The organism is uncultured Devosia sp. (assembly GCF_964244875.1).
Lineage (GTDB): Bacteria > Pseudomonadota > Alphaproteobacteria > Rhizobiales > Devosiaceae > Devosia.
On sequence record NZ_CAXTKA010000005.1, the window covers coordinates 127,762 to 152,288 of the forward strand.

At 61.7% G+C, this 24,527-nt stretch carries 21 protein-coding genes; 2 read left to right on the forward strand and 19 right to left on the reverse strand.

Annotated features, from left to right (window positions below; genetic code table 11):
- Nucleotides 1-216: 216 nt before the first annotated feature.
- Nucleotides 217-3,672 carry a DNA polymerase III subunit alpha gene (gene dnaE / locus ACFE8X_RS08190; protein ID WP_375450969.1) on the reverse strand — a complete coding sequence of 1,152 codons (3,456 nt, stop codon included), beginning with the start codon at nucleotides 3,670-3,672 and terminating at the stop codon, nucleotides 217-219.
- Between the two features lie 396 nt (nucleotides 3,673-4,068).
- On the opposite strand from dnaE, the gene ACFE8X_RS08195 reads away from it, so the two are divergent.
- A complete protein-coding gene (locus tag ACFE8X_RS08195; protein ID WP_375450970.1) occupies nucleotides 4,069-4,392 on the forward strand; it encodes a hypothetical protein in 324 nt (107 codons plus the stop codon).
- 126 nt (nucleotides 4,393-4,518) lie between these two features.
- Here ACFE8X_RS08195 and ACFE8X_RS08200 read toward each other — a convergent pair whose 3' ends face one another.
- The 5 genes from ACFE8X_RS08200 to ACFE8X_RS08220 form a co-directional block, all read right to left on the reverse strand.
- Nucleotides 4,519-5,205 (reverse strand): ABC transporter ATP-binding protein, encoded by a 687-nt coding sequence (locus tag ACFE8X_RS08200; protein ID WP_375450971.1) that lies wholly within the window; start codon nucleotides 5,203-5,205, stop codon nucleotides 4,519-4,521.
- Nucleotides 5,198-6,505, reverse strand: a complete 1,308-nt coding sequence (locus ACFE8X_RS08205; RefSeq protein WP_375451057.1) for an ABC transporter permease — start codon at nucleotides 6,503-6,505, stop codon at nucleotides 5,198-5,200. Before ACFE8X_RS08205 ends, ACFE8X_RS08200 begins: the two co-directional genes overlap by 8 nt.
- Nucleotides 6,506-6,564: 59 nt before the next feature.
- Nucleotides 6,565-7,914 (reverse strand): proline--tRNA ligase, encoded by a 1,350-nt coding sequence (gene proS / locus ACFE8X_RS08210; protein ID WP_375450972.1) that lies wholly within the window; start codon nucleotides 7,912-7,914, stop codon nucleotides 6,565-6,567.
- 306 nt (nucleotides 7,915-8,220) lie between these two features.
- Nucleotides 8,221-8,628 (reverse strand): ester cyclase, encoded by a 408-nt coding sequence (locus ACFE8X_RS08215; protein WP_375450973.1) that lies wholly within the window; start codon nucleotides 8,626-8,628, stop codon nucleotides 8,221-8,223.
- Between the two features lie 122 nt (nucleotides 8,629-8,750).
- Nucleotides 8,751-9,488: an SDR family NAD(P)-dependent oxidoreductase gene (locus tag ACFE8X_RS08220; RefSeq protein ID WP_375450974.1), complete on the reverse strand. Its 738-nt coding sequence runs from the start codon at nucleotides 9,486-9,488 to the stop codon at nucleotides 8,751-8,753.
- Between the two features lie 76 nt (nucleotides 9,489-9,564).
- Between ACFE8X_RS08220 and ACFE8X_RS08225 the strand changes: the two genes are divergently transcribed.
- Nucleotides 9,565-10,248: a TetR/AcrR family transcriptional regulator gene (locus ACFE8X_RS08225; RefSeq protein WP_375450975.1), complete on the forward strand. Its 684-nt coding sequence runs from the start codon at nucleotides 9,565-9,567 to the stop codon at nucleotides 10,246-10,248.
- 4 nt (nucleotides 10,249-10,252) lie between these two features.
- Here the strand turns inward: ACFE8X_RS08225 and ACFE8X_RS08230 are convergent, their stop codons facing one another.
- From ACFE8X_RS08230 to nuoF, 13 genes are all read right to left on the reverse strand, one after another.
- Nucleotides 10,253-10,501, reverse strand: coding sequence for a DUF1467 family protein (locus ACFE8X_RS08230; RefSeq protein WP_375450976.1), 249 nt, complete (start codon nucleotides 10,499-10,501; stop codon nucleotides 10,253-10,255).
- Nucleotides 10,502-10,627: 126 nt separating this feature from the next.
- Entirely contained in the window at nucleotides 10,628-12,301 is a 1,674-nt protein-coding gene (locus tag ACFE8X_RS08235) for a ribonuclease J (protein ID WP_375450977.1), read from the reverse strand.
- A gap of 76 nt (nucleotides 12,302-12,377) precedes the next feature.
- Entirely contained in the window at nucleotides 12,378-13,214 is an 837-nt protein-coding gene (locus ACFE8X_RS08240; protein ID WP_375450978.1) for a biotin--[acetyl-CoA-carboxylase] ligase, read from the reverse strand.
- Nucleotides 13,215-14,657, reverse strand: a complete 1,443-nt coding sequence (nuoN, locus tag ACFE8X_RS08245) for an NADH-quinone oxidoreductase subunit NuoN (RefSeq protein WP_375451058.1) — start codon at nucleotides 14,655-14,657, stop codon at nucleotides 13,215-13,217.
- Nucleotides 14,658-14,669: 12 nt separating this feature from the next.
- On the reverse strand, nucleotides 14,670-16,241 hold the full coding sequence (locus tag ACFE8X_RS08250) for an NADH-quinone oxidoreductase subunit M (protein WP_375450979.1): 1,572 nt from the start codon (nucleotides 16,239-16,241) through the stop codon (nucleotides 14,670-14,672).
- A complete protein-coding gene (gene nuoL / locus ACFE8X_RS08255) occupies nucleotides 16,241-18,340 on the reverse strand; it encodes an NADH-quinone oxidoreductase subunit L (RefSeq protein ID WP_375450980.1) in 2,100 nt (699 codons plus the stop codon). The genes ACFE8X_RS08250 and nuoL overlap by 1 nt, the downstream gene beginning before the upstream one ends.
- Before the next feature lie 11 nt (nucleotides 18,341-18,351).
- Complete coding sequence (gene nuoK / locus ACFE8X_RS08260) at nucleotides 18,352-18,666, reverse strand: NADH-quinone oxidoreductase subunit NuoK (protein ID WP_375450981.1); 315 nt, start codon at nucleotides 18,664-18,666, stop codon at nucleotides 18,352-18,354.
- Between the two features lie 9 nt (nucleotides 18,667-18,675).
- The gene (locus tag ACFE8X_RS08265; RefSeq protein ID WP_375450982.1) at nucleotides 18,676-19,284 is read right to left on the reverse strand and encodes an NADH-quinone oxidoreductase subunit J; all 609 of its coding nucleotides are present in this window, start codon (nucleotides 19,282-19,284) and stop codon (nucleotides 18,676-18,678) included.
- Nucleotides 19,285-19,294: 10 nt separating this feature from the next.
- Nucleotides 19,295-19,783 (reverse strand): NADH-quinone oxidoreductase subunit NuoI, encoded by a 489-nt coding sequence (gene nuoI, locus ACFE8X_RS08270; protein WP_375450983.1) that lies wholly within the window; start codon nucleotides 19,781-19,783, stop codon nucleotides 19,295-19,297.
- On the reverse strand, nucleotides 19,783-20,880 hold the full coding sequence (gene nuoH / locus ACFE8X_RS08275; RefSeq protein WP_375450984.1) for an NADH-quinone oxidoreductase subunit NuoH: 1,098 nt from the start codon (nucleotides 20,878-20,880) through the stop codon (nucleotides 19,783-19,785). Before nuoH ends, nuoI begins: the two co-directional genes overlap by 1 nt.
- Before the next feature lie 9 nt (nucleotides 20,881-20,889).
- Nucleotides 20,890-22,956, reverse strand: a complete 2,067-nt coding sequence (nuoG, locus tag ACFE8X_RS08280; RefSeq protein ID WP_375450985.1) for an NADH-quinone oxidoreductase subunit NuoG — start codon at nucleotides 22,954-22,956, stop codon at nucleotides 20,890-20,892.
- A 4-nt stretch (nucleotides 22,957-22,960) separates the two neighbouring features.
- Nucleotides 22,961-23,212, reverse strand: coding sequence for a hypothetical protein (locus ACFE8X_RS08285; RefSeq protein WP_375450986.1), 252 nt, complete (start codon nucleotides 23,210-23,212; stop codon nucleotides 22,961-22,963).
- A 5-nt stretch (nucleotides 23,213-23,217) separates the two neighbouring features.
- On the reverse strand, nucleotides 23,218-24,525 hold the full coding sequence (gene nuoF / locus ACFE8X_RS08290) for an NADH-quinone oxidoreductase subunit NuoF (protein WP_375450987.1): 1,308 nt from the start codon (nucleotides 24,523-24,525) through the stop codon (nucleotides 23,218-23,220).
- Between the last annotated feature and the right edge of the window lie 2 nt (nucleotides 24,526-24,527).

Sequence of the window (24,527 nt, forward strand, 5' to 3'; positions counted from 1 at the left end):
GACACGCGGCCGGACGCATGGCGCATATAGGCGATGAGCGGGGGAAAGGCAAGGCCGGTGCAGCGGTCTGGACGATGCATATAGCTGGACTGCGTCGGGAGCGATCTGGGGCGGCGGGCGGAAAATCTCGGGATGGGCGCCGGCATGCGCCGGGGACACTGTGCATGGGCAAAATCGATGACCGCCTGGACCAGCGGTCCCAGCAAGGACGTAGCGCTAGTGGAACCGCACGTCCATGACGCCGGCGAGCGCCTTGATGCCGCCGGCGACTTCGGCGGTCAGGCGGTAGCTACCGGGGAGTTCGATTTCGTATTCGCGGGCGCCGCCGTCGCGGATGACGACGAAGTTGACGCTCCCCTCCCCGCCGCGCTTGAGCTGGGCGCTGATCGGTCCGAGGGCTACCGGGTCATCGGCGAAGACGGTCAACCGGCGTTCGATTTTTTCGGCGATGCCCTCGATCGGTTCGGCCGACAAGAGCCGCAGACTGACGCCTTCAGCGCGTTCTTCGGCGCCCACCTGCAGGACCACCGATTTGCCGGCGCTCAGGATGGCGCCGAATTCATTGATCTGCTCGGAAAAGGCGATGACTTCGAAGCTGCCGCTCTGGTCGGAAAGGGTCAGGATCATCATCGGCGTGCCCTTGCGGGTGCGCCGGTCCTGGCGGCCGGAAATGGTGCCGGCAAGCCGGCCGGCCGAGGCGCCGTCCTTGACGGCACGTTCGAATTCGCCCCACTTTTGTACGCGCAGGCGCTCGAACAGGTCGGCATAGGCATCGAGCGGATGAGCTGATAGGTGGAAACCGATGGCCGATAGCTCCCGATCGGCACGCTCGGTGGTGGTCCAGGCGGGCACGCCGGCGGGAAGCTTGATCGGCTCGGGCTCGCCGCTGTCGAACATGTTCCACTGGCCTGCGGTCCGCTCGGTGGTCAGGGCCTGCGCCATGCCCATGACCGCCTCGATGGCGGCGAAGGCCACTTCACGGCGGGGCACGATCTGGTCGAACGCACCGGCATTGGCCAGCGTTTCCAGCGTGCGCTTGGACAGGATGCGCGGATCGACGCGGCGGGCAAAATCGCCGAGGTCCTTGAACGGCGTATCGCCGCGCACGTCCACGATGTGTTCGGCAACCTGGCGGCCGACGCCTTTGACGGCGCAAAGGCCATAATGGATGGCCTTGTCGCGCACTGAGAATGCCGCCTGCGAGCGATTGATGCAGGGCGCGACCAGTTCGATCTCGTGGCGCTTGGCTTCGCCGCGGAACTCGGCCAATTTATCGGTATTGCCCATGTCCAGGGTCATGGAGGCGGCCAGGAACTCGTGCGGAAAGTGGGCCTTGAGATAGGCCGTCTGGTAGGACACCAGGGCGTAGGTCGCGGCATGGCTTTTGTTGAAGCCGTAATTGGCGAACTTCGCCAGGAGGTCGAAGATGGTATCGGCCTGCGCCTTCTTGAGCCCGTGCGTGATGGCGCCGTCGCGGAAACGGTCGCGCTGGGCATCCATTTCCGCCTTGATCTTCTTGCCCATGGCGCGGCGGAGCATGTCGGCTTCGCCCAGGGAATAGCCCGACAAAAGCTGGGCGATCTGCATCACCTGTTCCTGGTAGACGATGATGCCATAGGTTTCGTCGAGGACGACGCTGAGGTCTTTGTGAGGATATTCCACCTCTTCGCGGCCGTGTTTGCGGTCGCAGAACAGGGGGATATTGTCCATCGGGCCGGGCCGATAGAGCGCCACAAGGGCAATGATGTCCTCGAACCGGTCGGGTTTTAGATCGACCAGCGCCCGGCGCATGCCGGCGCCCTCCACCTGGAACACGCCGAAACTGTCGCCCTGCTGGTAGAGCCTGTAGGTGGGTGTGTCGTCGATGGGGATATCTTCGATGCGGAAAGTGCCGCCGTCCTGGTTGATCATATCGACGGCATAATCGATGGTCGTCAGGGTCTTGAGGCCCAAGAAGTCGAACTTGACCAAGCCCGCGGCCTCGCTCCACTTCATGTTGTATTGGCAGACCGGCATGTCCGAGCGCGGATCGCGATAGAGCGGCGCCAGATCCTGCAATGGCCGATCGCCGATAATGATGCCGGCGGCGTGGGTCGAGGCGTGGCGGAACAGACCTTCGAGATTCTTGGCGATGGCGATCAGCTCGCCCACCGTCTCGTCATCCTGGGCCATTATGCGGAACTGGGGCACCTCGTTCATGGTGCGCTCGATGGACCAGGGATCGGCGGGGTTGGCGGGGACCAGCTTGCAGATGCGATCGACCTGGCCATAGGGCATTTGCAGCACGCGGCCGACATCGCGCAGCACGGCGCGGGCCTGCAGCGTTCCAAAGGTGATGATCTGGGCCACCTGTTGCGAGCCGTATTTGGACTGCACGTAGGTGATGACTTCTTCGCGGCGGTCCTGGCAGAAATCGATGTCGAAGTCCGGCATCGAGACGCGTTCGGGATTGAGGAAGCGCTCGAACAGCAGGTTATAGGCCAGCGGGTCGAGATCGGTGATGGTGGTGGCATAGGCCACCAGCGATCCGGCGCCAGAGCCACGGCCCGGCCCGACCGGAATGGACTGGGCCTTGGCCCAGCGGATGAAATCGGCCACGATGAGGAAATAGCCGGGGAATTTCATCGAGGCGATGACGCCCAGTTCGAACTCCAGACGGTCCCGGTATTCCTGCTCGGTCTTTCCCGGCGCCATGCCGACGGTGGCGAGGCGGGCATCGAGCCCCTCCTCCGCCATCTTACGCAAAGCTGCGGCCTCGACCGCAACGGCTTCATCGTCGCTCAGGCCGGGCGCGGCGGCAAATTTGGGCAGGATAGGGGCGCGGGTGAGCGGGCGGTAGCTGATGCGGCGGGCGATCTCAACGCTCGAATTCAGCGCCTCGGGCAGGTCGGCGAACAGCTCGACCATTTCGGCGCGGGTCTTGAAATAATACTGGTCGTTCAGCTTGCGCCGCTCGGTCTGGGCCAGCACGGTGCCGCCGGCGATAGCCAGCAGTGCATCGTGGGCCTCGAATTCCCTGGTGGATTTGAAGAACGGCTCGTTGGTGGCCACCAGCGGGATGCCGTGGCGATAGGCGTAGTCGACGAGGCGCGGCTCGACGGAAGCTTCCTGTACGCGGCCATGGCGCTGCAGTTCGATATAAAGTCGATCGCCGAACAGGTCCTGCAGGCGCGCCAGCCGCTGCTGGGCGTGGGCGTCCTGCCCGGCGGCGAGGCAGGCGTCAATGGCGCCTTCGGGTCCACCAGTCAGGCAGATAATGCCGTCGAGGCCATCGCGGCTCAGCCAATCGAGTTGTGCACGGGCCGCGCCGCCATCGCCGTCGAGATAGGCCCTGGACACCAGGCGCGAGAGATTACCAAAGCCGGTTTCGCTGCTGGCCAGCAGGACAATACTGGATTTGGCGGAATGGGTATGGTTGCCGCGCTCGTTGGTGCGCTCCTCGCGGGCAGCGAAATCGACGCCGAGCTCGACGCCAATAAGTGGCTGGATGCCCTTCTTGGCGGCTTTCTCAGAAAATTCCAGCGCGCCGAACAGGTTGCCGGTATCGGCAATGCCCAAGGCCGGCTGGTGATCGTCCTTGGCCAGCTTCAGCATCGTCTCAAGCTGCAGTGCGCCCTCGAGCAGGGAATAGGCGGAATGCACATGCAGATGGATGAAGCCGGGGCCGGTCATGATCGTCCTTTATCAGGCTCTCCTTGTGACAGCCTCTGCGCCGATGCGCGCCGCAAATCGGCGCACAATCCACAGGAGGGTCACACGAGTCGGGTCAGTACATCCATCCAGGTGAGCGAACCGACGGTAAAGGCACCCAGAGTGATGAACGCGGCAAAATCCTTCAGGAAAGTCAGCATTTTCGTCTCCTTCGTTTCTGATACGTTCTTATAAGTTCGCTGTTTGTTCCTGTCGATGACGAAGTTGGAGAGTAGCGGGGATCGTGCCGGTTTGGTTAGGAATTCGTTAGGATGGGCTTTGGCGTGGACCGATACTGCGTTGCGCTCGTGCGGGTTTTGAGCGTGTTGAAGCGTCGTGGTGCGCACCTTGTCGGAGATGATCGTGAAGCCAGCCGCCTTGACCAGACTTATTCGCGTCTTGGGCCTCTTAGGTTCCGATCATGTCGGCGAGCGGGCCTCGGCAGCGCTGGCAGCACATCGGCTGATGGAAAAGTCGGGGCTGAACTGGCACCAATTGCTGGAGCATCCGGACGCTCCTGCGAGCAAGGTGGTGGTCAAGCGCATCCACGAATATGGGATCGAGCATCACCAGGCGGCAGAAGCGCGCATGCGGCAACTAAAGGCGCAGAACGACAAGCTCACGGCAGACCTAAAAACCGCCAGGCGGCTGTTGGCCGTGATTGCGGAACAGGCGCGCAAGGCCAGCATGCAGGATGAATAGGACCGCTCAGTGCCGCGCGTTGGCGGTCAATAGTCCGACAATACTCATCATCGCCACTATCATGATCAGCGTCATTGGCTTTCTCCTCCGGCGGAGAACGCCACGATATCGCTTTGGTTCGATCAATTAAAGAGTGTGAGCGACGACCAGCCCGCCCTTGAGCGTCACGATGCGATCGGCGCGGCGGGCGAGGTCATGATTGTGGGTGGCGATGAGCGCCGCGGCGCCCTCGTTCTTGATCAGATTGCCCAGGGCCTCGAACACCAGATCGCTGGTTTCGGGATCGAGATTGCCGGTCGGCTCATCGGCGAGGATGACCTTGGGATGATTGGCGGCGGCGCGGGCGATGGCGATGCGCTGCTGCTCGCCACCAGACAGTTCGGCCGGACGATGGCTGGCGCGGGGGGCGACGCCGAGCAGGTCGAGCAGATCCATCGAGCGTTTATCAGCCTCGGCTTGGGTTTTGCCGGCAATAAGCTGGGGCATCGATACGTTTTCGAGGGCAGTGAACTCGGGCAGCAGATGGTGGAACTGGTAGACATAGCCGACGGTGGAGCGGCGCAGTTGCGTGCGGCCGCGATCGCCAAGCTGGCTGGTCTTGATGCCGATGATCTCGATTTCACCGCCTTGGGGACTTTCCAAGAGGCCACTCAGGTGCAGCAACGTGGATTTGCCGGCGCCTGAGGGGGCGACCAGGGCCACCAGCTCGCCGCTGTCGACGGTGAGGTTAGCGGCTTCGAGCACGCGGACGATCTTGTCGCCCTGCCCGTAGTGCCGATGCACGTCGGTCAGCACCAGATGCGGCTTACTCATAGCGCAGCGCCTCGACCGGATCGTATTGGGCGGCGCGCCAGGCGGGATAGAGCGTGGCGAGGAAGCTGAGGCCCAGGGCGAGGCACACCACGACGGTGACCTCGAGCGGATCGGTCTTGGACGGCAGGGCGGACAGGAAGAACACTTCGGGCGGGAAAATCGCCACGCCCAACGTATTGGATAAGAACGCGCGCAGCGGCTCGGCATAGGAGGCGACCAGCAGGCCCAGCGCCAGCCCGATCAGCGTTCCCACCACGCCGATGGTGGTGCCGGTGATGGAAAAGATGCGCATGATCGAGCCGCGCGTGGCGCCCATGGTGCGCAGCACGGCGATGTCGCTGCTCTTGTCCTTGACCAGCATGACGAGGCTGGAAATGATGTTGAACGCCGCCACCAGAATGATCATGGACAGGATGGTGAACATCACGACGCGCTCCACCTGCAGCGCGGAAAAGAAGGTCTCGTTGCGCTGCTGCCAGTCGGTCAGCACCAGCGGGCGCGTCACGGAATCCGCTTGCAGCCGCTCGCGCATGACACTGACGTTATCCGGGTCGTCGATGAAGATTTCGGCGGCGCTGGCTTGGGATATTCGCATATAGGCGGCGTCGATCTCGGCATCGGTCGCCATCGGGTCGAGCGGCTTCTGGCCGGGCTTGAGCACATCCTCGTAGAGCTTGAAGAATTCCTGGGCCGGCGCCAACGGCATGTACATGAAGAAGCTATCGAACTCGACCATGCCGAGATCGAAGATGACGTTGACCGGGTAAGACCGAATTTGTGGCGTGGTGCCGAAGGGGGTCATGGCGCCGTCGGGGTTAATGATGGTGACGCTATCGCCCAGCGACACGCCGAGCGTCTGCGCCAGCCGGTAGCCAATGGCCACGCCCTTGCTGGAGTCCCAATTGTCCCAGCCGCCCTGGGCCGCGCCATTATAGAGCAGCTTGAGCTTTTTCAGGTTTTCCTCGTCCATGCCCCGCACGGTGACGCCGGCCGAGCTGCCATTGCCCGAAGCGAGCACCTGGCCTTCGACGAAATAGACGGCGAACTCGACGCCGTCGACCTGTTGCAGGGCGGCGATGGTTTCCTTGTAGTCGGTGAACTCTCGTTCGATAGGGAAGGCGGTGAAGTGGCCGTTAAGGCCCAGGATCTTGGTCAGCAGTTCGGCGCGGAAGCCGTTCATGACCGACATGACGACGATCAGCGTCGCCACGCCGATGGCGACACCGACCATGGTCAGACTGGCAATGATCGAGATGAACGCTTCCTTGCGCCGGGCACGCAGATAGCGCCCTGCGATCATCCATTCGAAGGGCGCGAAGGCGCGCGTTCCCCGGTTGAGTACTGGTGCCGGCGTGTCGCTCAAATGTCGGTCCGCCTTTGCGGTTCGATCAGAGCCTTGAGGCGGGCGACGGCGGCAGCAATGGGCAGGGTTTCGCGCTCGCCGCCTTGGCGATGCTTGATCTCGGCTTCGCCGGACTTGAGGCCGCGGGGGCCCAGGATCAATTGGAAGGGAATGCCGATCAGGTCGGCGGTGGCGAACTTGCCGCCGGCGCCTTGGTCGCGATCGTCGTAAAGCATGTCAATGCCGGCCTGCTGGAGCTCGCCATAAAGGGCATCACAGGCCGCATCGCATTCGGCGTCGCCGGCCTTGAGATTGATCAGCACCGCCTCGAACGGGGCGACGCTGACCGGCCAGATGATGCCGGCCTCGTCGTGCGAGGCCTCAATGATCGCTGGGACGAGACGCGTCGGTCCGACACCATAGGAGCCCATATGCACGGTGATTTCCTTGCCGTCGGGACCGGTCACGGTCGCCTTCATGGGCTCGGAATACTTGGTCCCGAAGTAGAAAATATGGCCGACTTCGATGCCGCGAGCGGAAACCCGGTGTTGCTCGGGCACAGCCGCCTCGAACTCGGCCATATCGACCATGTCCTCGGTTGCCGCGTAGAGCGAGGTCCAATCGTCGAACACGGGCTTGAGGTCGCCGCGGAAGTCGATGTCCTGGGGTGGGATGGGTTTTTCGAGCAGGCGGCGGTCGCAGAACACGGCGCTCTCGCCGGTGTCGGCGAGCACGATCCATTCGTGGCTAAGATCGCCGCCGATGGGGCCAGTATCGGCGCGCATGGGAATTGCGGTCAGCCCCATGCGGGCATAGGTGCGCAGATAGGCTACGAACATGCGCTCGTAGGCCTTGACCGCGTCCTCCTTGGTCAGGTCGAAGGAATAGGCATCCTTCATCAGGAACTCGCGGCTGCGCATGGTGCCGAAGCGGGGGCGTACCTCGTCGCGGAATTTCCACTGCACATGGTAGAGATTGAGTGGCAAATCCTTGTAAGATTTGACATAGGCGCGGAAGACGTCCGTCACCATCTCTTCATTGGTGGGACCATAGAGGAATTCACGCTCGTGGCGGTCCTCGATGCGCAGCATTTCCTTGCCGTAGGCGTCATATCGCCCCGATTCGCGCCAGAGATCGGCCGACTGGATGGTGGGCATCAGAAGCTGGATGGCGCCGGAGCGGTTCTGCTCCTCTTCGATGATCTTTTGCACCTTCATGAGCACCCGGTGGCCCAAAGGCAGCCAGCTATAGAGCCCCGAGGCCTGCTGGCGGATCATGCCGGCCCGCAACATCAACCGATGCGAAACGATTTCGGCTTCTTTTGGCACGTCGCGCAGCACTGGCAGGAAGTAGCGAGACAGGCGCATGGCGGCTCCAAACGACGACGACTCAAGGCTTTTGTTAGTGCCCACTGAAAGCCTACAAGTCCATCCGTTGCAAGCATGCAAGCCATGCAGAATCTACGTGACAGAGGCGTTTGTTGTTGTTAGGGTCCGTGACAATAAACAACGGTGGTTCAAACCGCCGGACGTCGACAACGTCAAGGGAGGAGCGTTGGCTGCCGCTTTCGTAGCGTGCCTAAGACCAGCGTATTGTCGAACAAACTCAATCCAGCAGGGCCTCGTGCCCTGCTTTTTTGTTTGTCGTACCGGCTTACCGGCAGGCGAGGCGTCTCAGGCAGCACCCAGCTGCTGCAAGATGCCAAGCTGGTCCGAGCTGCCCCAGCGCTCGACCATCTTGCCGTCCCTGAACTTCGAAATCTGCATACCTCGCACCTTGATGGTTTTTCCCGACGGCGCGACGTTCATGAATGGACCCTGGTGCGTACCGGTCAGGGTATAGGCAAAGGCGACATTGTCGTCGTCGGCCACCAGATGAATGGGTTCTATCTTCATATCGGGAAAGGCCTGGCGCAACTGACCGAAGAAGTCGGCATAGCCTTCAGGACCGGCCACCTGCCCAGGTGCAGGGTCATGATCGACGCAGTCCGCAGCCACCAGGTCGGCAAGCTGGTCGAAATCGCCACTTTGCACTGCGGCACCAAATTTCTTCTGTTGTTCGATATTGTCGTGCTGGCTCATGGGCTATCTCACCTGCGATTTGGGTCAGCACGACAACGACGCGCATCGGGCTACGTTCCGAATCTAATGTAGCCGCAGTGCGTGGAGCCCGAAAACCGGTGTGGCTTGCCGGGCCGCAGGCTTCAGATTGCTGACGTGCCGCCGTCAACGGACAATTCAACGCCGTTTACGAAACTGGAGGCGTCCGAAGCCAGAAACAGCGCCACGGTCGCGATCTCTTCAGGACGGCCCATTTTCCCACGTGGAATGAGAGACTCGAATTGCCGCATCGTCTCGGCATCGAACAACTGCTCCTGAATGGGCGTCGCGATCTGGCCCGGGCTCAGCACGTTCACCCTGATCTTCCTGTCCTTCAACTCGTTGAGCCAGCCGCGGGCGAAAGCGCGCAGCGCAGCCTTGCTGCCCGAATAGACTGTGTAGTCGGGCCAACCCTTGACCGAGGCGATCGATCCAGTCATGAAAATCGATCCGCCATCGTTGAACAGCGGCAGGGCCTTCTGGACCGTAAAGAGGGTGCCACGGGTGTTCAGACCAAAGGTCGCATCGAAGTTCTGTTCGGTGATCTCACCCAGCTTTTGGGCTTCGCCGCCGATGCCGGCGCTGGCGAAAAGCACGTCGATACTGCCCTTTTCTCGCTTCACCGTTTCGAACAGGCGGTCTAGATCGTCGAGATTGGAGGCATCACCCTGCACGCCGGTGACGTTCCGGCCAATCCGTTTGACGGCCTCATCCAAAGCGTCTTGCCTGCGTCCGGTGATAAAAACATAAGCGCCCTCGTCGACGAACAGTTTGGCGCTTTCCAGCGCCATTCCGCTCGATCCGCCTGTTATCACTGCAACCTTGCCATCAAGCTTGCCCATAATTTTTCCTTTCAAATAATCGAAACAAAGCGCGGCTCATTCGCGCTTCAGCGCGTCAGGCTCCGAACCGAGGCCGTTGGCCATCCTGGTCAGCCGGGTTCCCGGTTTGCTTTTCCGCAATCGTGTGGTATCTAACGGAGCACTGATCCGTATATACGGTGCACCGATCCGTTTTCAAGGGGAGTCCATGCGCGCCGATGCCAAGAAGAATTACAGCCAGCTACTGGCAATTGCGCGGGAGGTCATAGCCGAGCATGGCGCCGAGGCATCGCTGCGCGATATCGCCCGGCGGGCGGATGTCGGGCTGGCCACGCTATACCGGCACTTTCCGACCCGGGAGGCGCTTCTCGAAGCGTTGTTGCACGCGACCCTTGGCGAGTTGACGCAAAGGGCAGGTGAACTGGAAACGTCCAGCTCGCCTGACGAGGCGCTGGTGTCCTGGCTTCGTGACGGGGTCGCGTTCGTTCACAGCTATAGCGGCGTCGTCGATCTAATGGCTGTCGCCATCGCAGACCCGGACTCCGCGCTTCATGTGTCATGCATAACGATGCGTTCGGCCGGCGCGCGCCTGCTTCAACGCGCCCAAGACGCAGGCACGGCGCGAGCCGATATCAATGGGGCGGATCTGTTCGCCCTGGTCGCGGCCCTGGGATGGATGGGAGACCAGGCCTCGTTCAAGCTGCGCAGCGACCATTTGTTCGACATTGTCGTCAGCGCGATCCTGACAAGACATTCGAGCAGTAACGGTGTCCCAAAGTAAAAAACTAGCTCCAGTATTCCTTAAGCACCGGATTGCTGAGGCCCCAGAACAGCAGTGCCGTGACGGCTAAGGCGAGCACGGTGGTCGCAAGCAGTTTGGGCCACATGCGCAGGATGGCTGGCGCGCCGGGGTCTGAACCAGGCACGATATCGCCGCCCAGTTCAGCCTGGCTACGGGCGCCGATCGGCAGCACCATGATGAAGCTTAGCCACCAGATGACGAAATAAACCGCAATGATGGAGCCGATCTGCATGGGTGTTTCCTAGCATTGTCCGGCCCCTTCAATACGCCTGCCGGCATTAAGGTGAAAGCCGAAACGCTCGTTTCCTATTGCCGCACATCGAACGCTCCGGCGGAGCCGGAAGCGTTCGCTTGTACGCTAGACGCGGTGCACGAAGACGGAGACGTTGGGCTTGCGGCCCCAATAGGCGTTGACCTCGTTGCGGACCGCCTTGAACAGGGCGGAGTTGAGCACTTCGGTATCGCTGCGGCGCTTGGGCGGTACGCTTTTGAGCACCCCGGCAATGGTGTTTTCAACCAGTTCGCTCAGCGATTCATCTTCGGTTTCGGGCAGGCCTTCGATGACCAGATCGGGCCCGGCAACGACCTGGCCGCCGCCACTGACGCAGAGGCTGACGACGATATGGCCGCCAAAGGATAGCCGGCGCCGGCCCTTGACGCCGCTTTCCTCGGGCGTACACAGCACCAGGCCATCCAGGTAAAGCTCGCCCGTGCGCACCTCGGCCGGGAAGGCCAGGGGTTCGGGGAACAGGCGCACCAGATCGCCATTGCGGGCATCGATCACGTCGGGGATGCCGGCCTCGCGGCCAAGCTTGGCGTGGGCCATCAGGTGCATGGCCTCGCCGTGCACCGGCACCAGCACCTGCGGCTTGGTCCAGTCGTAAAGGCGTTTGAGCTCTTCGCGGCGCGGGTGGCCGGTGACATGCACAAGGCCGTCCTTTTGCGTGATGACTTCGACGCCCTTATCGATCAGCATGTTCTGGATGTCGATGACTTCGCGCTCATTGCCGGGAATGGCCCAGGACGAAAAGATCATCCGGTCGCCGGCGTTGAGCTCGATCACCGGATGATCGCCGCGGGCGATACGGGCGATGGCGGCGCGGGCCTCGCCCTGGCTGCCGGTGCAGAGCAGGACGATCTTGTTGCGCGGGATGGTCTTGTAGGCATCCTGATCGAGCAGCGGCGGGCAATCCTCGAGCATGCCCAGTTCGCGGGCAATGCCGGTGATGCGGTGCAAGGAGCGGCCGGACATGACGACGTGGCGACCCGCCTTGGCGGCGGCCTTGGCGATGGAAATCACGCGACCGACATTGGAGGCAAAGGTGGTGACAGCGACGCGGTTGGGAGATTCGGCGATCATGGCGGCGAGGTTGGCGGCGACTTCGGCTTCGCTCGGGCTTTCGCCGTCCTTCATCGCGTTGGTCGAGTCGCAGATCAGCGCCAGCGGCAGGCTGGTATCAGCGCCGATGGCTTGGAGACGGGCCACATCTGTCGGCTTGTTGCCGACGGGGGTCGGATCGAGCTTCCAGTCGCCGGTATGCAGGATGCGGCCGATCGGGGTGGTGATCAGCAGTGCATTGCTCTCGGGGATGGAGTGGGCGACGTTGATCGCCTCGATGGTGAAGGGACCCACGGCAAAGGGCTTGCCGGGGGTCATTATGGTGACGTCGACATTTTCGACGATACCATCCCCTGCCCGCTTCGCCGCCAGCATGGCGGCGGTGAACGGCGTGGCATAGACCGGCTTTTCAAAGCCGGGCCAGAGGTCCAGCACCGCGCCGTAATGGTCTTCGTGGGAGTGGGTGAGGATCAGCGCCAAGACGTCGTCGGCGCGTTCCTCCAGAAATTCGGGATTGGCCATGATCAGTTCGATCCCCGGCAGGTCGGGCCCGCCGAACGACACGCCGCAATCGACGACGATCCATTTGCGAGAACGCTCGGGCCCAAAGCCGTATGCGCCCATGTTCATGCCGATTTCGCCGACGCCGCCGAGCGGCACGAAGACGAGTTCGTCCCTTTGGTTTTTAGCCATGGGTTATTCAGTCCTTTATTGAGCGCGGCGCCGGTCGGAATCCATGTTCCGCCGGTCGCCGCTCCAGAGTTTGTGGTCAGCTTCGGGCGCTGGCCGTTGCCCCAAAATGTACGTCGCCCGCCGTGATGGCGATGCGAGTGTCGTCATCGGCGCGCACGATCAATCGTCCTGCATCATCGATGGTTTCGAAAATCCCGCGAACCGTGACGCCGTTCTGGTTGACGGCGACCGGTGCGCCGATGCCTGCCGCGGCCGCGCGCCATTGCGCCAAAACGTCGGCAATGCCCCGGCCGTCCTGCCAAAGTGAAAAAACGGTGACCCAGGCGTCGCTCAACGCTTCGAACACCGCTTCGGCGCTGGGCGTGGCGCCCAGATCGCTCAGGCTGGTTGCTGGATAGGGCAAGCCCCGGGGCGCTGCAACCGTGTTAACGCCAAAGCCGATGGCAATGGCGTGACGGCCATCGTCCTGTTTTTGCGCTTCGAGCAGAATACCGGCCAGCTTGGCGCCATCGGCCAGCACGTCATTGGGCCATTTCAGCGCAATCCTGGTGCGACTGCCGCTGGAAAGGCCATCCGCGCCGTCGATGCCCAGCTTGACGATGCCGCTCGGCAGGATGGACGATAGCGCCAGGTTCAGCGAGACGCCCGCAACAAATCCCAGTGTTGCAGCCAAGGTGGGGTCGACAGCGGGCACGATCAAGAGCGTGGCTGCAAGATTGCCGTGGGGCGAGGCCCATTGCCGGCCACGGCGGCCCCGGCCCGCGGTCTGCTGGCGGGCGGCAAACCAGATGCCGCCGGGATCGCCCGCTGCCGCGGCGTCCAGCGCTTCGGTGTTGGTCGAGCCGACACTGTCAAAGCCGCGCAGCCGATATCCGGCCGCGCGCGCCTGCGGTCCAAGCAGGAAGCTGGTCACCTAGAGCAGGCTTCCGGCTGCGACATGAGCCAGGCTGGCCAACGGACTGCCGACGGTGAAATAATAGGTGATGACTAGGAAGCCACTCACCGCCATGATGATGTTGAGCTCGTTGGGGACGGCTACGAACTGGCGCAGCGGCGGGTCGAAATACATGGTTTTGACCACGCGCAGATAGTAGAACGCGCTGATGGCCGATGCCAACACGCCGATGACAGCCAGCGCGTAGAGTTGGGAATCGATGGCGGCCAGGAACACGTGCCATTTGGCAAAGAACCCTGCCAAGGGCGGCATGCCGATCAGCGAGAACATCATCACCGCCAGGATGGCCGAGACGAACGGGCGGGTCTGGGCGGCACCGGCCAGATCATCGATGTTGTCGACATAACCCTCGGTGGTGCGCAGCGACAGGATGCAGGCGAACAGGCCCAGATTCATGGCGATATAGATGGCCATGTAGATTGCCACGCCTTCAATGCCGCCTTCGGTGCCCGAGGACAGGCCGACCAGCGCGAAACCGACATGGCCGATCGAGGAATAGGCGATCAGCCGCTTGATCGAGCGCTGGCCGATGGCGGCAAACGCCGCCAGCACCATTGAGGCGATGGACAGGAAGATGATGATCTGCTGCCAGTCGTGAGCAATGGGCTGAAACGTATCCATGACCAGCCGGACCATCAGCGCCATGGCGGCGGCTTTGGGCGCGGTGGCGAGCAAGGCGGTGACCGGCGTCGGTGCACCCTCGTAAACGTCGGGGGTCCACATGTGGAATGGCACGGCGGAAATCTTGAAGGCAACGCCGGCCAGTAGGAAGACCACGCCGAAGATCAGACCGATCGAACGGCCCTGGTTGGCGATCGCCAAAACGATCTCCTGCAGATTGGTATGCCCGGTAAAGCCATAGATCAACGAGGCGCCATACAGCAGGATGCCGGAAGATAACGAGCCGAGCACGAAATATTTCAAGCCGGCCTCGGTGGCGCGGGGATCGTCGCGCTTGATCGACACCACGACATAAGCCGCAAGCGACTGCAGTTCGAGCCCGATATAAAGGCTCATCAGGTCGTTGGCGGACACCATGGCCATCATGCCCAGCGTCGCCAGCAGCACGAGGATGGAATATTCCCATTTGTGCGTGCCGTTTTCCACCGCATTGGGCAAAGCCAGCATCAACGAGAACGCGGCGCCGCCAAGCACCAGCACCTTCATATAGCGCGCAAAACTGTCGGCAATGAAGGTGCCGTTGAAGATCACGCCGTCGATCGGCTGTGCCATGACGAACACAGCGGTGGCCAGCAGCAGGACGATGGACAGCAGCGAAACCAGGCTTGAACGTTCCTTGTTGAGGAAAACGCCCAGGATCAGCAGGACGACCGCGCCGATGGCGACGATCATTTCAGGATAAGCGGGAGCCAGGCTCGCGAAATCGGTAACGTCGGATATCACGGGACTCTCCTAGTGGGCGGCAGGCTCGGCCGCGGGCTCGGCAGCCGCGACCGGTTCGGCATGGACAAGCGGGGCTTGAGCCTCTGCCAGCGACACTGACGGATCGACACCGATCGCCGTGGCGTAGCGCGTCACCAAATTGTCGACGGCCGCCGCGGTCGTATCCAGAATTGGTGCCGGATAAAAGCCGAAGACGATGGTGAGAACGATCAGCGGATAAAGAATGACCTTCTCGCGCAGGTTGAGATCGAGAATGGCCTTGAGGCTATCCTTGGTCAGTGCGCCGAAGATGACGCGGCGATAGAGCCAGAGCGCGTAGCCGGCGGACAAGATGACCCCGAATGCGGCACCAAACGCCACCCAGGTGTTTACCTGGAACACGCCCATCATGGTCAGGAATTCACCGACAAAGCCGGAGGTGCCGGGCAGGCCGACATTGGCCATGGTGAAGACCAGGAAGGCCAGGGCATAGCGCGGCATGCGCTCGACCAGGCCACCATAGGCATCGATCTCGCGGGTATGCATGCGATCATAGATGACGCCGACGCAGAGAAACAGCGCGCCAGAAACGATGCCGTGCGAGATCATCTGGAACATGGCGCCCTGGATGCCCAGGGCATTGCCGGCAAATATGCCCATGGTCACAAAGCCCATATGGGCAACCGACGAATAGGCAATCAGCTTTTTCATGTCGGTCTGCACCAGCGCCACCAACGAGGTGATGATGATGGCGGCGACCGAAAGGAAGAAAACGACATTGGCGAACTGGGCCGAGGCGTCGGGAAACATCGGCAGCGAAAAACGCAGGAAGCCGTAGCCGCCCAGCTTGAGCAGGATTGCGGCCAGGATTACCGAGCCAGCGGTCGGGGCTTCCACATGGGCCTCGGGCAACCAGCGATGGAACGGCCACATCGGCATCTTGACCGCGAGCGAGGCGAAGAAGGCCCACCAGAGCCAAGGCTGCATGGACTGGGGGAAATCATGGGTGAGCAGCTTGGCGATGTCGGTGGTGCCGGCATTCCAATACATGGCCATGATAGCCAGCAGCATCAGCACCGAACCTGTGAAAGTATAAAAGAAGAACTTGTAGCTGGCCTGGATGCGCCGCTTGCCGCCCCAAATGCCGATGATCAGGAACATCGGCAGCAAAGTGCCTTCGAAGAAGACGTAGAACATGGCCAGATCGAGCGTGGTGAAAACGCCGATCATCAATGTTTCGAGAATCAGGAATACCGTCATGTATTCCTTGACGCGGTCCTGCACCGACTCCCAACTGGTCAGGATGCAGAACGGCATCAAGAGCGCCGAGAGCACCACAAACAGGACGGAAATGCCGTCGACGCCGACGCGGTAGCCAATGGTGTCGCCGATCCAGGCGTAGTTGACGACGAACTGGAAGCCGGCATTGGCGGGATCGAACTGGCTCCACATCCAGAGCGACAGTATCAGCGTGATCACGGTGGTGACGAAGGCGATCCAGCGGATCGTGTCCTTGCTGTCCTTGGAAACGAGAAGGATAGCCGCCGCGCCCAACAAAGGCAGGAAGGTCAGGATCGTCAGGATGGAGTTGGCAAAGGTCATCAGATCAGTCCCCCGGCCGCAATGGCCCAGGTCAGCAGAGCCGCAATGCCGATCAGCATGACGAAGGCATAGTGGTAGAGGTATCCCGACTGCAGCCGGGTGACCCAAGACGTGACATTTTGCACCCGACGGCCAAGGCCCTCGGTGAGCGTCTGATCGATCAACTGATCGTCAAAGCCTTTCCAGAACGCGCGTCCAACCCAAAGGGCGGGCCGCACGAAAATGAGGTCATAAAGCTCGTCGAAATACCATTTGTTCAAGAGGAACTGGTAGAGGCCGGGATTGGTCCGCGCCAGCCTGACGGGCGTGTCGGGCGAGCGAATATACATGTACCAGGCGGCGCCGAAGCCAATCAGCATGGCAATCGTCGATGACCATTTGACCCAAAGCGGAACCGCGTGGGCGGCTTCCAAAAACTCATGGTCAACCACCAAAGAGCCGGCGAAGAAGTGCTCGATATGCTCGACGTCGTGGAAGAACATGCCGTAAAACACCACGCCCGCGAGCACCGCACCGGCGGCCAGAACATAGAGCGGCACCAGCATCACATTTGGTGCCTCATGGGCGTTGTCATAGGCGCGGCGATGGGCATGGCCATGATCGTCATGCGCATGGTCGTCATGGCTGTGGTCATCCAGCGGCTCGTCATGGCTTTCGAGCGCCGCGTGCTGTGGATCTGGATGAGCGGCATGGGTGTGCTGCGCATCGCGGGGCGAGCCGTGGAACGTCAGGTGGATCAGGCGCCAGGAATAGAAACTGGTGAACATGGCGGCGATGACCAGGGACCAGAACGCAAAGGCGCCGGTATTGCCGCCCACCGCATAAGCAGACTCGATGATGGAGTCCTTGGAGAAGAAGCCGGCAAAGCCGATCTCTGTGCCAGGAATGCCGACGCCGGTCAGCGCTAGCGTGCCGATGATCATCATGTAATAGGTGATCGGGATCTTCCGGCGCAGGCCGCCCATGTTGCGCATGTCCTGCTCGTGATGCATGGCATGGATCACTGCGCCAGCGCCCAGGAACAGCAGCGCCTTGAAAAAGGCGTGGGTAAAGAGATGGAAGACGCCGGCGGAATAGGCCCCTGCCCCCAAGGCTACGAACATGTAGCCAAGCTGCGAGCAGGTCGAATAGGCGATGACGCGCTTGATGTCGTTCTGAACCAGCCCAACCGTCGCTGCGAAGAAGGCGGTGATGGCGCCGATGACCAGAACAAATGTCATGGCGGTCGGCGACGTTTCGAACAGCGGCGACAGGCGCGCGACCATGAAGACGCCGGCGGTCACCATGGTGGCGGCATGGATCAGCGCCGACACCGGCGTCGGACCTTCCATGGCATCCGGCAGCCAGGTGTGGAGGAGGAACTGCGCCGACTTGCCCATGGCACCCATGAACAGCAGGAGGCACACCACGGTCATGGCATCCAGGTTCCAGTTGAGGAAGTGGATGACCGGCAGACCGGTTGTGGCGAAGGCGTCGGACGCTGCAAAGGCACCGTCGAAGTCGATATGGCCCAGGATCATGAAGGCGCCGAAAATACCAAGCGCAAAGCCGAAATCGCCGACGCGGTTGACGATGAAGGCCTTCATGGCCGCGGCATTGGCCGAGGGGCGCGTGTACCAGAAGCCGATCAGCAGATAGGAGGCGAGGCCCACACCCTCCCAACCGAAGAACATCTGCAAGAAATTGTCCGCCGTCACCAGCATCAGCATGGCGAAGGTGAACAGCGAGAGATAGGCGAAAAAGCGCGAGCGATGCGGATCGTCGGCCATGTAGCCGATGGAATAGACATGGACGAGGCTGGAAACGGTGTTGACCACGACGAGCATGATGGCGGTCAGCGTGTCGACGCGCAGGATCCAGCGCAGATCCATCTCGCCGACCTGGATCCAGCGCATGATCTCGACCTTGAGCACGCCGCCTTCGGCGCCCGTCAAGCCACCGCCAAAGGCGACCGGCAGGAACACGAACCAGCTCAGCACGGCTGCAATGATCAGCAGGCCCGTGGTCAGGTACTCGCTGGGCCGATGCCCAATAGTGCGGCCTAAGAGGCCCGCGATCAGCGCGCCGATCAGGGGCAGGAAAACAATCGCCTGAATCATAGCGGTGGTTCTTAGCCCTTCATCATGTTGACGTCTTCAACCGCGATCGAGCCGCGGTTGCGGTAGAAAATAACCAGGATTGCCAGGCCGATTGCCGCCTCGGCGGCCGCAACGGTGAGAATCAGCAGGGCAAAGACCTGCCCTTGCAGATCGTTGAGTTGCGCCGAGAACGCCACCAGATTGAGATTGACCGCCAGGAGGATCAATTCCACCGACATCAGGATGACGATGATGTTCTTGCGATTGAGAAAAATGCCGAACACGCCCAGCGTGAACAGAATTGCCGCAACGGTCAGGTAATGACCGAGCTCGATTCCTGCGCCCATGTTCGCCCCCTATAACCCTTGACCGCTTTTAACTTTGACGATTTCCAGCGTGTCGGCAGCCCGGCGCCCGATCTGGGTGGCCGCATCCTGGCGCTTGACGCTCGGCTTGTGCCGCAATGTCAGCACGATGGCGCCGATCATGGCCACCAGCAATACCGCCGCCGCGCCCTGGAACAGGAATACGTAGCGCGTGTAAAGCACCTGCCCAAGGGCGCGGGTATTGTCCACGGCGCCGTTGATGGGCAGGACGGCCGTGCTCGTGGCATCCGGCGACACCAGGAAGCTGCCGGCGACGAGAAGCAATTCGAGCAGCAGCACGACCCCCACCACAACCCCGATGGGCGCGTATTGCAGCAACCCCTGGCGCAGCTGCGCGAAATCGACGTCGAGCATCATGACGACGAACAGGAACAGCACCGCGACGGCGCCGACATAGACCACGATCAGGATCAGCGCCAGGAACTCGGCTCCGGCCAGCATGAACAGGCCCGCCGCGTTGACGAAGGCCAGGATCAGGAACAGCACGGCGTGAACCGGGTTGCGCGCGGAAATCACCATGAACGCCGAAGCGACCAGGATGGTCGAAAACACGTAAAAGAAGAACAGTGGAAGGGTCATGCTCTCGCTTTCAACGGTACGGCGCGTCGGCGGCAAGATTGGCTGCGATGGCTCGCTCCCAGCGGTCGCCGTTCTCGAGCAGTTTTTCCTTGGAGAAATACAGCTCCTCGCGGGTCTCGGTGGCGAACTCGAAGTTCGGGCCTTCAACGATGGCATCGACCGGGCAGGCTTCCTGGCAGAAACCGCAATAAATGCATTTCACCATGTCGATGTCATAACGCACTGTGCGGCGCGTGCCATCGTTCTGGCGCGGGCCCGCCTCGATGGTGATGGCCTGCGCCGGGCAGATCGCCTCGCACAGCTTGCACGCAATGCAGCGCTCTTCGCCATTGGGATAGCGGCGCAGAACATGTTCACCCCGGAAGCGCGGGCTGTAATGCATCTTTTCGAACGGGTAGTTGATGGTGGGCTTGGGCGCGAAAAAGTAGCGCATAGCCATAAAGAAGGTGCCGACGAACTCACGCAGGAACAGCGTGTTGACGAATTGCATGGCGCGCATCAGGCGATCCCTCCGTGCCAGCCCCAGCCGGTGAGCTGAAGAATAAAAGCCAGCACGATCACGCAGACCAGAGACAGCGGCAGGAACAGCTTCCAGCCGATGCGCATCAATTGGTCGTAGCGGTAGCGCGGCACGATGGCCTTGGCCATGGAGAACATGAAAAATACCAGGATCAGCTTGATGAAGAACCATATGGCCCCCGGGATCCAAGTGAACGGCGGCAGGTCGATCGGCGAAATCCAGCCACCCAGGAACAGGATCGTGGTCATCGCGCACATAAGCAGGATGGAAATGTATTCGCCCAGCATGAACAGCATGTAGGGAGTCGAAGAATATTCGGTCATGAAGCCGGCAACGAGCTCGGACTCGCCTTCGGCCAGATCGAAGGGCGGGCGGTTGGTTTCGGCGAGCGCCGAAATGTAGAACACCACGAACATCGGAAAAAGCGGCAGCCAGAACCAGTTGAGGAAGGTTAACTGCGGCAGGCCGATCATGTGGGCCAGCCCCATCTGGTATTGCGCCAGGACGATGTCGCTCAGGTTCAGCGAGCCGACGCAGAGCAGTACCGTGATGATGACGAGGCCAATGGAGACTTCATAGCTGACCATCTGCGCGGCAGAGCGCAGCGAGCCCAGAAAGGGGTATTTCGAATTGGAGGCCCAGCCGCCGATGATGACGCCATAGACGCCGAGCGAGGAAATGCCCAGCACGTAGAGAATGCCGATATTGATATCGGCCATTGCCAGGCCGGCGCTGATCGGAATCACAGCCCAACCTGCCAGCGCCAACGTCGCCGTCAGCAGCGGCGCCAGCAAAAACAGCATCTTGTCGGCGCCGGCGGGAATGACCGCTTCCTTGAGCGCGAATTTCAGCAGGTCGGCAAAGCTCTGCAGCAGGCCGAACGGGCCAACCACGTTGGGACCCCGGCGGATTTGTACGGCCGCCCAGATCTTGCGGTCGGCCAGTAGAATGAAGGCGGTAAAAATCAGTAGAACGACCAGCAGGAGCAGCGCCTTATAGACAAAGCCAATCTGCACACCCCATCCGAGAAAGGGGATGCCGAGCAGATAGTCCAACGAGTAGGTTACGATATCCATGGCGATGCCCTATTCCGCGGCCTGCCGCAAGCCTGCGGCCAAAGCCGCCGACTCGCCCATCACGGCGGATGCGCGCGCGATCGGGTTGGTAAGGTAAAAGTCCGCCACCGGCGAGACCAAAGTTCGCTTGGCGCCCTTGGGCGTGGTTCGGGCGAGCTTGGCGATATCGGCGGGGTTGCCCGCGGCGATCGTGTCGATACGGGCCAGATGCGGATATTGCGCATAAAGGGCGCCACGCAATTGAGCCAGGGAATTGAACGGCAGCGGCTGGCCGACGACCGCGGACAGGGCGCGGATGATCGCCCAGTCTTCCTTGGCGTCGCCGGGCGGGAAAACCGCGCGGTTGGTCATCTGCACGCGACCCTCCGTATTGACATAGGTCGCCGATTTTTCAGTGTAGGTTGCGGCCGGAAGAATGACGTCGGCCCGGTGCGCGCCATTGTCGCCATGCGTCCCGATATAGACCACCAGCGTATCGTCGAGGCGGGACAGGTCGACCTCGTCGGCGCCAAGCAGGAACAGTATATCGACGCCACCAGTGAGCATCGCGGCGGTGTCGGCGGCACTCCTGGCGGGTACGAAACCAATGTCCAGCGCGCCGACGCGGGCGGCCGCATTGTGCAGTACGGCAAAGCCGTTCCAGCTCTGGGCGATTTCCGCGTTGCTTGTCGACAATTTTGCGGCTGCCGCAAGCACATCGGCCGTTGCGGCGCCTTCGCCGACGATCACCAGCGGCTTTTTGGCCTTGGCCCAGGTTTGGGCGAATTCACCATTGCCGCCAGCGAGATCGGCCAGGGTTTCGGTGCCGGCACCCAGATGAGTGTAGCTGTAGGTCAGGTCGACCGCTTCGCCGATGACGCCGATCGGCAGCCCGGTCGCGCGCCAGACCTTGCGGATGCGCGCATTGAGCACGGACGCCTCACGGCGCGGATTGGTGCCGATCAGGAGGATGGCGTCGGCCTGTTCGATTCCGGCAATGGTGGGATTGAACACATAACCGGCGCGGCCACCGGCCGGGTTCAGCCCCGAACCGGCAGGACGAGCGTCCACATTACCCGAGCCGAGTGCTGCCAGCAAAGCCTTGAGCGCGAACATTTCTTCGACGCCGGCCAGGTCGCCGGCAATAGCGCCGATGCGCGCGCCAGGCTTCTTGAGAGCCTTGGCTAGCGTGGCGAATGCCTCGTCCCAGGTCGCGGCGCCCAGCTTCTTGTTGCGGCGCACATAGGGGCGATCGAGGCGCTGGCTCTTGAGGCCATCCCAGATGAAGCGCGTCTTGTCGGAAATCCACTCCTCGTTGATCGACTCGTTGATGCGCGGCAAGACGCGCATGACTTCGCGGCCACGGCTGTCGACGCGGATATTGGAGCCGACGGCGTCCATGACGTCGACGGATTCGGTCTTGTTAAGCTCCCAGGGACGGGCATTGAACGCATAGGGCTTGGAGGTCAGCGCCCCGACCGGGCACAGATCGATAACATTGCCCTGCAGTTCGCTGGTCAGCGCCTTTTCGAGATAGGTGGTGATCTCGGCATCCTCACCACGACCGAGCAGGCCCATTTCAGCGATGCCGGCCACTTCGGTGGTGAAGCGGACGCAACGCGTGCAATGAATGCAGCGGTTCATCGAGGTCTTGACCAGCGGCCCGATGTACTTGTCTTCGACGGCGCGCTTGTTCTCGGCGAAACGGTTCTTGTCGACGCCATAGGCCATGGCCTGGTCCTGCAGGTCGCACTCGCCGCCCTGATCGCAGATCGGGCAGTCGAGCGGATGGTTGATCAGCAGGAATTCCATCACGCCTTCGCGGGCCTTCTTGACCATGGGCGAATTGGTGAACATTTCGGGCGGCTCGCCATTGGGGCCGGGCCGCAGATCTTTGACCGACATGGCGCAAGACGCCTGCGGCTTGGGCGGGCCGCCTTTGACCTCGACCAGGCACATGCGGCAATTGCCGGCGACCGACAGGCGCTCGTGATAGCAGAAGCGCGGAATCTCGGCGCCCGCAGCCTCGGCCGCCTGCATCAGCGTGTAGAAATCGGGAACCTCGACGAGATTGCCGTCGACTTTGATGTTGGCCATGCCCCTACTCCGCAAACCCGGCGGGACCAACGAGGTCCAGACGCTTCTCGACGTGATCGAGGCGGTCTTCCACTCGATCGATACGACGTTGCACACCTGCAAGGCCCTCCTCGACCGAGGTCAAGCGCACCTTCACGTCATGCAAGTCGTGAATAACGCGATCCATCTTCTCATCAATCCGGTTAAACCGGTCAGTGAACGTCTCGTCCATCCGCCGCAGCATGACTAGAACAAGGTTGTCAGGTTCCCCAGCCATGACCCCTACTCCGCCGCGATCGACGGAACGGCGCCGTCGGAGGTCGAGGACCAGGTATATTCGTCGATTCGCTTTTCGATGACGGGGCGGAAGTTGCGGATCAGGCCCTGGATCGGCCAAGCCGCAGCGTCCCCAAGAGCGCAGATGGTATGGCCTTCGATCTGCTTGGTGACCTCGAACAGCATGTCGATCTCGCGCTTTTGGGCGCGGCCCTCGACCATGCGCTCCATGACGCGCATCATCCAGCCGGTGCCTTCGCGGCAGGGCGTGCACTGGCCGCAGCTTTCGTGCTTGAAGAAGGCCGAGATGCGCCAGATGGCACGGATGATATCGGTCGACTTGTCCATGACGATCATGCCGCCCGTGCCGAACGAGGATTTGACCTCGCGCAAGCCGTCGAAATCCATGATCACGTTCATCATCTGCTCGCCGGGCACGACCGGACAGGACGCGCCGCCGGGAATGACGGCCAAAAGATTGTCCCAGCCGCCGCGAATGCCACCGCAATGCTTGTCGATGATGTCCTTGAAGCTTTCGCCCAGCCCTTCCTCGAACGTGGCCGGCTTGTTGACGTGGCCGGAGGCGGACATCAGCTTGGTGCCGGTATTGTTGGGCCGGCCGATGGAGGCGAACCAGGCACCGGAGCGGCGCAGGATTTCGGGGACGACGGCAATCGACTCGACGTTGTTGACGGTCGTCGGATTGCCGTAGACGCCCATGCCGGCGGGAAACGGCGGCTTGAGGCGGGGCTGGCCCTTCTTGCCTTCAAGGCTCTCCATCAGCGCGGTTTCTTCGCCGCAGATATAGGCGCCGGCGCCGTGATGGACGATGATGTCCAGGTCCCAGCCGTGGATATTGTCCTTGCCAATCAGGCGGGCCTCATAGGCCTCCTCGACGGCACGTTCGAGATGTTGCCGCTCGCGAACAAATTCGCCACGCACATAGATGAAGGCCAGATGCGCATCCATGGCGCGGGCGGCCAAGAGGCACCCTTCCACCAGGTGGTGCGGATCGTGGCGCATGATCTCGCGGTCCTTGCAGGTGCCAGGCTCGGATTCGTCGGCGTTCACCAGCAGGTAGTGCGGGCGGCCATCGTTGACCTTGGGCATGAAGGTCCATTTCAGCGCCGTCGGGAACCCTGCCCCGCCGCGGCCGCGCAGGCCCGATGCCTTGACTTCGTTGGTAATCCAATCGCGACCGGACTCGATAAATTCCTTGGTGCCAATCCAGGCGCCGCGCGAGCGTGCGCCCTCTAGGCCCCAGTCGCCCTGGCCGTAGAGATTGGTGAAGATGCGGTCCTTGTCAGCGAGCATCT

What these genes read in the sequence shown, in the direction of transcription:
- nuoG (WP_375450985.1), bottom strand. Translation starts at nt 22,956, where the DNA reads ATGGCCAACATCAAAGTCGACGGCAATCTCGTCGAGGTTCCCGATTTC.
- ACFE8X_RS08235 (WP_375450977.1), bottom strand. Translation starts at nt 12,301, where the DNA reads ATGGCTAAAAACCAAAGGGACGAACTCGTCTTCGTGCCGCTCGGCGGC.
- ACFE8X_RS08215 (WP_375450973.1), bottom strand. Translation starts at nt 8,628, where the DNA reads ATGAGCCAGCACGACAATATCGAACAACAGAAGAAATTTGGTGCCGCA.
- ACFE8X_RS08265 (WP_375450982.1), bottom strand. Translation starts at nt 19,284, where the DNA reads ATGACCCTTCCACTGTTCTTCTTTTACGTGTTTTCGACCATCCTGGTC.
- proS (WP_375450972.1), bottom strand. Translation starts at nt 7,914, where the DNA reads ATGCGCCTGTCTCGCTACTTCCTGCCAGTGCTGCGCGACGTGCCAAAA.
- ACFE8X_RS08250 (WP_375450979.1), bottom strand. Translation starts at nt 16,241, where the DNA reads ATGACCTTTGCCAACTCCATCCTGACGATCCTGACCTTCCTGCCTTTG.
- ACFE8X_RS08230 (WP_375450976.1), bottom strand. Translation starts at nt 10,501, where the DNA reads ATGCAGATCGGCTCCATCATTGCGGTTTATTTCGTCATCTGGTGGCTA.
- nuoK (WP_375450981.1), bottom strand. Translation starts at nt 18,666, where the DNA reads ATGGGCGCAGGAATCGAGCTCGGTCATTACCTGACCGTTGCGGCAATT.
- ACFE8X_RS08285 (WP_375450986.1), bottom strand. Translation starts at nt 23,212, where the DNA reads ATGGCTGGGGAACCTGACAACCTTGTTCTAGTCATGCTGCGGCGGATG.
- nuoL (WP_375450980.1), bottom strand. Translation starts at nt 18,340, where the DNA reads ATGATTCAGGCGATTGTTTTCCTGCCCCTGATCGGCGCGCTGATCGCG.
- nuoH (WP_375450984.1), bottom strand. Translation starts at nt 20,880, where the DNA reads ATGGATATCGTAACCTACTCGTTGGACTATCTGCTCGGCATCCCCTTT.
- ACFE8X_RS08200 (WP_375450971.1), bottom strand. Translation starts at nt 5,205, where the DNA reads ATGAGTAAGCCGCATCTGGTGCTGACCGACGTGCATCGGCACTACGGG.
- nuoF (WP_375450987.1), bottom strand. Translation starts at nt 24,525, where the DNA reads ATGCTCGCTGACAAGGACCGCATCTTCACCAATCTCTACGGCCAGGGC.
- dnaE (WP_375450969.1), bottom strand. Translation starts at nt 3,672, where the DNA reads ATGACCGGCCCCGGCTTCATCCATCTGCATGTGCATTCCGCCTATTCC.
- ACFE8X_RS08205 (WP_375451057.1), bottom strand. Translation starts at nt 6,505, where the DNA reads ATGATCGCAGGGCGCTATCTGCGTGCCCGGCGCAAGGAAGCGTTCATC.
- nuoI (WP_375450983.1), bottom strand. Translation starts at nt 19,783, where the DNA reads ATGCGCGCCATGCAATTCGTCAACACGCTGTTCCTGCGTGAGTTCGTC.
- ACFE8X_RS08220 (WP_375450974.1), bottom strand. Translation starts at nt 9,488, where the DNA reads ATGGGCAAGCTTGATGGCAAGGTTGCAGTGATAACAGGCGGATCGAGC.